The 316-nt window shown below is 75.3% G+C and carries 1 protein-coding gene; it reads left to right on the top strand.

Annotation, left to right across the window (positions count from 1 at the left end; all coding sequences use genetic code 11):
• A partial coding sequence (locus A6V29_RS21605) for a hypothetical protein (protein WP_249933156.1) occupies window positions 1-205 on the top strand: 205 nt, incomplete at its 5' end.
• Window positions 206-316: the final 111 nt, after the last annotated feature.

Genomic DNA, 316 nt, shown 5'->3' with positions numbered 1-316 from the left:
GCAGCCTGCCCGAGCGCGCTCCGATCACGACGCCGACGGAAACGCCCTGTTCACGCCCACCGAGGTGGTCAACGTCGGCGTCGACCCGGCCCAGGTCACCGACCTGCCCGCGCTGGCCGCGGCGCTGTCCGCGCCACCGGCATCGCGGCCGACGAGATCGTCGCCGTCGTCCAGGCCGCGCCCGCCGGCCAGTTCGTCCCGGTGATCACCCTGCGCCGCCCGCAGTTCGAGGAGATCCGGGCTCAGGTGTTCGACCTGCCCGGCGCCGTCTTCCCGACCGGCACGCAGCTGCTGGCGCCCTCGCCCCGGTTCGCCG

The organism is Blastococcus sp. CCUG 61487, from assembly GCF_005222955.1.
Classification (GTDB): domain Bacteria; phylum Actinomycetota; class Actinomycetes; order Mycobacteriales; family Geodermatophilaceae; genus Blastococcus.
The sequence above is the reverse complement of the archived record's forward strand: the minus strand, read 5'-3'. Positions and strand labels throughout refer to the sequence as shown.